Genomic DNA, 7,201 nt, shown 5'->3' on the forward strand with positions numbered 1-7,201 from the left:
GTCCCTGGCCGGGGCAGGACCCAGGGCCCCGGCCCGGATCATCCGCTGCCAGGACGCTTCCCGGCCCCTCGGGGTGATGGTCTGGATACCGGCCGGGAGCCCCCGGCAGACGTCCGCATGCAAGTCCGTCCGCCGGAGGACATCGTGATCCGCGCCCTGACCGGTTACTCCACCAGACACCCGTGGAAAGTCATCGCCCTCTGGGCGGTGCTGGGTGTTGTGCTGAGCGCCCTGGCCCCGACACTGATCGGCCGCGTCACCCAGAACCAGACCGGGGATTTCCTGCCCAAGAGCTACGACTCGGCCGCCGCCCTGGAGATCGCCGAGGAACAGTTCGGGGTGAACCCCGACGCCACCACCGTGACGATGCTGGTCGCCCGGTCCGACGGCAAGGCTCTCGGCGCCGCCGACCAGAAGCGGGTCGAGGCCGAGGCGGCGAAGCTGGCGCAGCGCCGGGTGATCATGCCCAGGGAGGACGACAGACCGAAATTCCTGGTCCCGGACCGCTCCCAGACACCCCGGATCGCCCCGGCGATGGTGGCACCCGACCGGAGTTTCGAACTGCTCTCCGTCGAGCTGATCGGGAACCGTACGGACAAGGGGGTCCAGGGCGTCTACCGGGCCTTCCGGGACGCCGCCCGGACGCAGTTCTCCGAGGCGGGGATGCGCACCGGCTTCACCGGAAGTCTCGCCGACACCGTCGACACCACCGATTCCCACGAGACCGCCGCGAAGGTCGGGGGCGCCCTCCTCATGGGGCTCATCCTGCTGATCAACGTGCTGGTGTTCCGCAGCGTGCTGGCGGCCCTGCTGCCGCTGGTCGCGGTCGCCATGATCATCGGCGTGGCGGGGGGAGCCGTCGCGGGTGCCGCGATACTCACCGGGCGCAAGCTCGACGCGGGCACCCCTGATCTGATCAGCGTGGTCCTGCTCGGCATCGGCATCGACTACCTGCTGTTCCTGCTGTTCCGCTTCCGCGAGCAACTGCGCGCCCGGCCGGAGCAGTCCGCCCGCGAGGCGGCCGGGCAGGTCTCGGGACGGGTGGGCACCGCGATCACCTCGGCGGCGCTGACCATCGTGGCCGGGTTCGCCACGCTGGGCGTGGCGACCTTCGGCCAGTTCCGCTCGCTGGGCCCCGCCATCGCCGTCGCGGTCCTGGTGATGCTGCTCGGCAGCCTCACCCTGCTGCCGGCGCTGCTCGCGGCCGCCGGGCGCAAGATGTTCTGGCCCTCCAAGGCCCTTGGCCACGAGCCCGACGAGGGCCGTGCCGCCCGCTTCGGGGCGCGGGTTGCACGACGACCGATGACGATGGCGTTCGCCTCCGTCGCCCTGCTTGCCGCGCTGGCCGCCGGGCTGATCGGGATCCGCATGGACTACGGCCAGGGCAACGCCGCTGCCAAGACCCCTGCGGCGGCCACCGCGACCGAGATATCCCGTGCGCTGCCGGCCGGAGTGTCGGACCCGACGAGCGTCTTCGTCACCGCCACTGACGGCGGCACCCTCACCGCAGGCCGGCTCGACGGCCTCTCCCGTGCTCTCACCCAGGTCAAGGGCGTGGGCCAGGTCGCACGGACCGCCCTGAACAAGGATCACCGCGCCGCCCGGATAGACCTCTACCCGACCGCGGACCCGCAGAGCCAGCAGGTCCGCGACCTGGCCTCCGGACCCGTGCGGGCAGCGGTCGCCCAGCACACACCCGCCGGAACGACGGCACACGTGGGCGGAACGGCGGCGATCTACGCCGACATCTCCACCGCCGTCGACCACGACCTGAAGATCGTGTTCCCGGTCGCGGCCGCACTGATCGCGCTGATCCTCCTGCTGCTCCTGCGCAGCCTGCTCGCACCGGTGATCCTGATGCTCTCCGTCGGGCTCGGCTTCGCCGCCACCCTCGGCGCCGCCACCCTGCTCTTCCAGCACGTCCTCGGCAAGCCGGGCGTCAACTTCTCCCTCCCGCTCGTGCTGTTTCTGTTCGTCGTGGCACTGGGCACCGACTACAACATCCTGATCAGCGACCGGATCCGGGAGGAAATGCAGCGACCGGGCCCGGCCCGCTCCGCCGTGGCCCGCGCGGTGCAGCACACGACACCGGCCATCGCGACCGCAGGCCTGGTCCTTGCCGGCTCCTTCGCCACCCTCGCCACGACCCCGGGCAACGAGCAGATCGCCTTCGCGATGACGCTCGGAATCCTGCTCTCCGCGCTCGTCCTCTCGCTGGTGCTGGTCCCCGCCCTTGCCGCACTCCTCGGACGGAGCATCTGGTGGCCGGTCCGCCCACGGCCCACCAAGGGCAGCCACCCGCAGCGCCGTGCGAACGCACCTGCCCCGGAACCCGACCGGGTCATGATGGCGGACTGACCGAACGGCTCAGGTGACCCGTGAGCACCTCACCTGTCCGGCGTGGCCTCGCATGGTTGAGCGTGCGCACCCGTGACAGCCACCAGATGTTTCAAGAGCCGTCAGAAACACCCTAGAAGCCCACTGGAAATCTTGGCATCGCGCCCGGCCCAGGCAGGTTTGCCCCGATCGATATTTAGGGGCGAAGCGGTTGAGTCAGGCAGTCAAAACAAGATCTTCATCGGACTTCTAGGTCCACAGCAACGAGGTGCCTGGTACCGAGCCGAAGCCGACTTCCCCGCCGCCCTGGACACCGCGTTCCGCGCCACCGACCGTACCCACCAACCCAAGGAGACCTGTGACCGTCCTCAGCCCCACCGCGCGGCGCGCCTCCGCCGCGAGCCTCACCCTCGCCGCCTGCTTCATCACTTCCCCCGCCCTGGCCTCAGCTTCAGAGGCCCCCGCCAAGAACGGCACCGGAGCCGGGCTCGATCAGTACTACCGGCAACACCTCGGCTGGGGCAGCTGCGTCACGGGCCCCGTCGACACGACGGGCCGCGATCTGGACAAGGCCGGTGTGCAGTGCGCGGACGTCACCGTGCCGCTCGACTACGCCCACCCCGCAGGGCGCACGATCACCCTCGCGATATCCCGGCTCAAGGCCACTGACACCCACCACCGCATCGGATCGATCCTGCTGAACAACGGCGGGCCAGGCGGACCTTCAGTCCAGTCGCCGCCGGACGTCCGCAAGGCGATGAAGGACGTCGGCGCGCGCTACGACATCGTCGGCTTCGACCCACGCTTCGTCGGCCGCAGCACCCCACTGGACTGCGGCTGGCCCGTCGGCACGTCCTGGTTCTCGGCCGGCACCAGCCGGGCAGGTTTCGACGGCCAGGTCGCCCTGCAGAAGAGCCTTGCCAAGAAGTGCCGCAGCCATGACGCCTCAGTGCTGCCATACATCAGTACCCGCAACACGGCCCGTGACATGGATGTCGTCCGCGGCGCGCTCGGCGAGCGGAAGATCTCCTACCTCGGCTACTCGTACGGCACCTACTTGGGCACGGTTTACACCCAGATGTTCCCCAGCCGCTACGACCGCGTCGTGCTCGACGGCGCGGTCGCCCCCGCCGACTACGGCCCCCGCCTGACGAAGGGCACCGAGCGCGCGAGCGAGAAGGCGCTGTCCGCCTGGGCCGCGTGGGCGGCGGACCGCGACGCCGAATACGGCCTCGGCCGCACCCGCGCCCAAGTGCTCACCACCGTCGACCGCGTCCTCAAGGCGTCCGCCAGCGGCCCGCTGACCGTCGGCACCGGCTCGGACACCTTCCGGATCGACGACACTCAGGTGCCGGTCCTCCTCTACTCCAGCATCGGGGACGACACGGACCCGACCCGGGCGTTCCTCGCCGAGCAGCTGGCCGTGCTGAGCAGGGCCGCACGGGGCACGGCGCCGATGCCGCTCTCGCCGGAGTTCGCCGCGACGCTCCGGTACCTACTGCACGGCGCGGCCGAACCGTCGGGAGTCCAGGCCGCGGTCCTCTGCGGGGACGTGGCCGCCCCGCGCGACCCCGAGGTCTACTGGCGCGACATCGAACGCAGCCGGGCCGCGCACCCGGTGTTCGGACCAATGACCAACAACATCGGCCCCTGCGCCTTCTGGGACCGCCCCCGCGAGGAACCCACCCAGGTCCGCCGCGACGCCCCGGTACTGATCGTGGCAGCCACCGGCGACCCCCGCACCACCTACAAGAGCAGCGTGGCCTTGCACGAGCAACTGCCCGGCTCCAAGCTGCTCACCCTCAAGGGCGCCAACCGGCACGCCCTCTTCGGCCGCTACGGCAACGCCTGCGTGGACGACGAGGTCAACAGGTACCTGGCTACCGGCAAACTGCCGACGAAGAATCAGACTTGCGTCAAGCGCGCCGGTGAGGCGTCTTCGTCGGATCTGATGACGACGAAGGCGTTGTCCGCGCCGATGGGGGCGTCGATCAGCATCAACACCGCGGCGATCACTGGTGTAGCCGCCGCGCTGATCGTCGGTGGTGGCGGCACCGCCGTCGCAGTACGCCGCCGCAAGACCCCCCGCGCCGCCTGAGCGGAACCGGCGCAACCCAAGGGCGGCATCCCCTCGGCGGGGTGCCGCCCTTCGCCAGCGTCTGGCCCACCGTCATCCGCCCCCAACCCCCGAACCGCTCCCGCAGCATCCGGACCTCGGTATCGGCCAGCACTCCCGAACCAGCAAGGGAGCACTGCGACCACTGAACCGTTCCGGGTTTGATCGAGGCTCGGTGTCCTGCGACGCGCCGGCGGCGACTGGACGACCGCCGGCATCACGCACCCAGGTCCGCAGCGTCTCGGGTTGACGTTCGGATCAGCCGCGACGTCCTTGAACGTCCGCCTGTCGGCCGAAGCCCGCCACAACGCGATCGCGTCGGACCGGAACTCCGCACTGTACTGCCGCGGGGCCCCCGAACCCGGACACTGGGTCAGAACGTCACTCGCGGGCCCGCCCCGCGCGTACAGCCAGTGTGCGGGGCGGGCCGTTCCTGTCGAACTCCTCCTCAAGATGGGTGTGGCTCCTCTTGAGGGAAGTTCCTGATCAAGGAATGTGCGCTCACCTGGGCTGAAGCCCGGCTTGCTTGGAGCAGGTCCGGTCGTTGGCGGGTAGTCGGCCGGTGGCCAGGTACTGGTTGACCTTGTTGTCAACGCAGGCGTTCTCGTACAGTCCGTAGATCGCGTGCCGGTTCGCACCCTTGAGGGTGATCAGCTTGGAGCTCGGCAGCAGGCCGTGCAGGGCAACGGCACCCTTGTGGGCGGTGCGCGTGTCGCCGGTGGCGGACACGATCAGCGCCTTGGTGTCGTGCTTCACCTGGGTGGGCTTCTCGCGGGGCCGGTCCCAAAAGGCGCACGGGCCGATGTTGTTGGCCAGCGCGCCGAAGCGCGGGTACGCGGCGCGGCTGCGCTCGATGGCCCGCCAGTAGACCTCGGGGTCGCGCGGGGCCGCCACGTCCCCGCAGATGACCGCGGACTGCACACTGCCGTGGTGTGACTGCTCGCCGGTCAGCGCGAACCGCAGCAGCCCGGCGAACTGCGGTGACAGCCGGGTCGGCTGCCCGGCCGCGGCCTCGTTCAGCACGGACACCTGCTCGCCGAGGGCCGCGCGGGACGCGTCGGTGTCGCTGTCGAGGCCGGCGAGCAGGAGGAACGGGGTCTGGGTGTCGTCAAGTTGGAAGGCATCCGGGGCGCTGCCGACGGTCAGCGGTGCGCGCGCGGATGCCCTGATGACGCGGTCGATGGTGGCGAGAACCTGGGCGCGGGTGCGGCCGAGGCCGTAGATGTCATTGCGGGCGGCAGCCCAAGAGGCCCAGTCGGCGAGCGCCTGCTCGTTCTCACCGACGGCCTCCCGGAGCAGCCGGGGGCCGAACTTGCGTGGGTCGATGGCGCCGTCCAGGACCATGCGGTCGGTGCGGCCGGGGAACATCTGGGTGTAGACGGTGCCCAGGTAGGTGCCGTACGAGTAGCCGAAGTAGGAGATCTTCTTCTCGTCGAGCGCGCCGCGGATGACGTCCATGTCGCGGGCCGTGTTGCGGGTGGTGACGTGCGGCAGCACGGAGGCGTTGGTGGCCCGGCACTTGTCGGCCAGGTCCTTCTGGAGGGCGACCTGGCGCTCGAAGCTCGCCCGGCTGTGACCGGCCGAGAAGAGATTGGTGCCGACGGGCAAACCGCAGTCCAGCGGGGTGCTGCGGCCGACGAAGCGCGGGTCGAAGCCGACGATGTCGTAACGCGGGCCAACCTTCTTCATCCACGCGTGGAATTCCGGCGGGGATTCGAGGGCGGTGCCGCCGGGGCCGCCGTTGTTGAGCAGGATCGAGCCGATGCGGTGGCGGGTGTCAGTGGCCTTGAGCCGGGATATCGCGACGGTGATCGTACGGCCCCGGGGGTCGGCGTAGTCGAGCGGCACAGTGACGTCCGCGCACTGCACGCCGGCCTTATCCAGATCACGGCCCATGGTGTCGCCCGAGCTCTTGGCGCAGCTGCCCCAGCTCAGGCGCTGATCGTAATAACGGTCGAGCCGGGCTTCGGACTTCGACATGGTGGGGGCCGGCGCGGCCGTGGCGGTGGGGGCCGCGCCGAGGCAGGCCACGAGGGCGAGGCCCACCGCAGAGGTGCGGCGCACGGCGGGGCTGGAGGTGATCACGAAGCCTCCTTGAGGTGCTGGGTGTTGTGGTCGGAAGTGCCAGTCGTATGTGCCGCGTCCGCCGTGGGTACGGCAACCGCCACCACGCCCGACGGGACAGCCGACACCGCTGCAGACCGGGCCGGTCGGTGCCTGTCGAAGGGGGATCTCTTCGCCCCGTTCCGTATATGTCTCACACCGTAGACGCTATGCGCAGCAGTAGCCCCCACTCACTACGGCTGTCCCCCCAATCCCGGTGCGGCCATCCCCAGCAACGGATCGTCCACGGCCCTGCATTGAGACCATGACAACAGCTCAACACCCCGGACGGCACTGTCACGTTGACTGACCGGGTGGGATGATCTTCTGAATGGTCATGCTGGGAGGGGTCGTCCGTGGACAGCGCGCCGCCGTTGTACAAGTGACGCTCGGAGGCACGCTTGTTGGTGTGCAGGGTGGTCGCTGGCCTGGTGTGTTGCTGGTTCGCTGAGGGAGGGAATTGGTGGTTCGAGTGGGTGGGTCGGGGTGTGTGAGCTGGGGTTGTGTGTTCTGTGTTGAGGGCAGTTGGGTTCGTTGAAGGTAGTTCTAGTACTGCAACGGTGTTTGTGCTGATGGGTGGCCAGTTCTATGGGCTGTGTCCGCGTCGTTTGTAGTGACTGATGCGGGCTTGGTGTTGTCGTCGGC

The 7,201-nt window shown here is 69.5% G+C and carries 3 protein-coding genes; 2 read left to right on the forward strand and 1 reads right to left on the reverse strand.

The window, feature by feature from the left end:
• Positions 1-117: 117 nt before the first annotated feature.
• Positions 118-2,358 (forward strand): MMPL family transporter, encoded by a 2,241-nt coding sequence (locus ACGFU7_RS39640; RefSeq protein ID WP_393702751.1) that lies wholly within the window; start codon positions 118-120, stop codon positions 2,356-2,358.
• Between the two features lie 337 nt (positions 2,359-2,695).
• Entirely contained in the window at positions 2,696-4,435 is a 1,740-nt protein-coding gene (locus ACGFU7_RS39645; protein ID WP_393702753.1) for an alpha/beta hydrolase, read from the forward strand.
• A gap of 519 nt (positions 4,436-4,954) precedes the next feature.
• Here ACGFU7_RS39645 and ACGFU7_RS39650 read toward each other — a convergent pair.
• Positions 4,955-6,538 (reverse strand): alpha/beta fold hydrolase, encoded by a 1,584-nt coding sequence (locus ACGFU7_RS39650; RefSeq protein WP_393702755.1) that lies wholly within the window; start codon positions 6,536-6,538, stop codon positions 4,955-4,957.
• Positions 6,539-7,201 lie beyond the last annotated feature (663 nt).

It is taken from the genome of Streptomyces sp. NPDC048473 (genome assembly GCF_043200155.1).
Taxonomy (GTDB): Bacteria; Actinomycetota; Actinomycetes; order Streptomycetales; family Streptomycetaceae; genus Streptomyces.

Excerpts from the sequence above, each read along its gene's own strand:
- ACGFU7_RS39640 (WP_393702751.1), top strand. The coding sequence starts at position 118 with ATGCAAGTCCGTCCGCCGGAGGACATCGTGATCCGCGCCCTGACCGGT.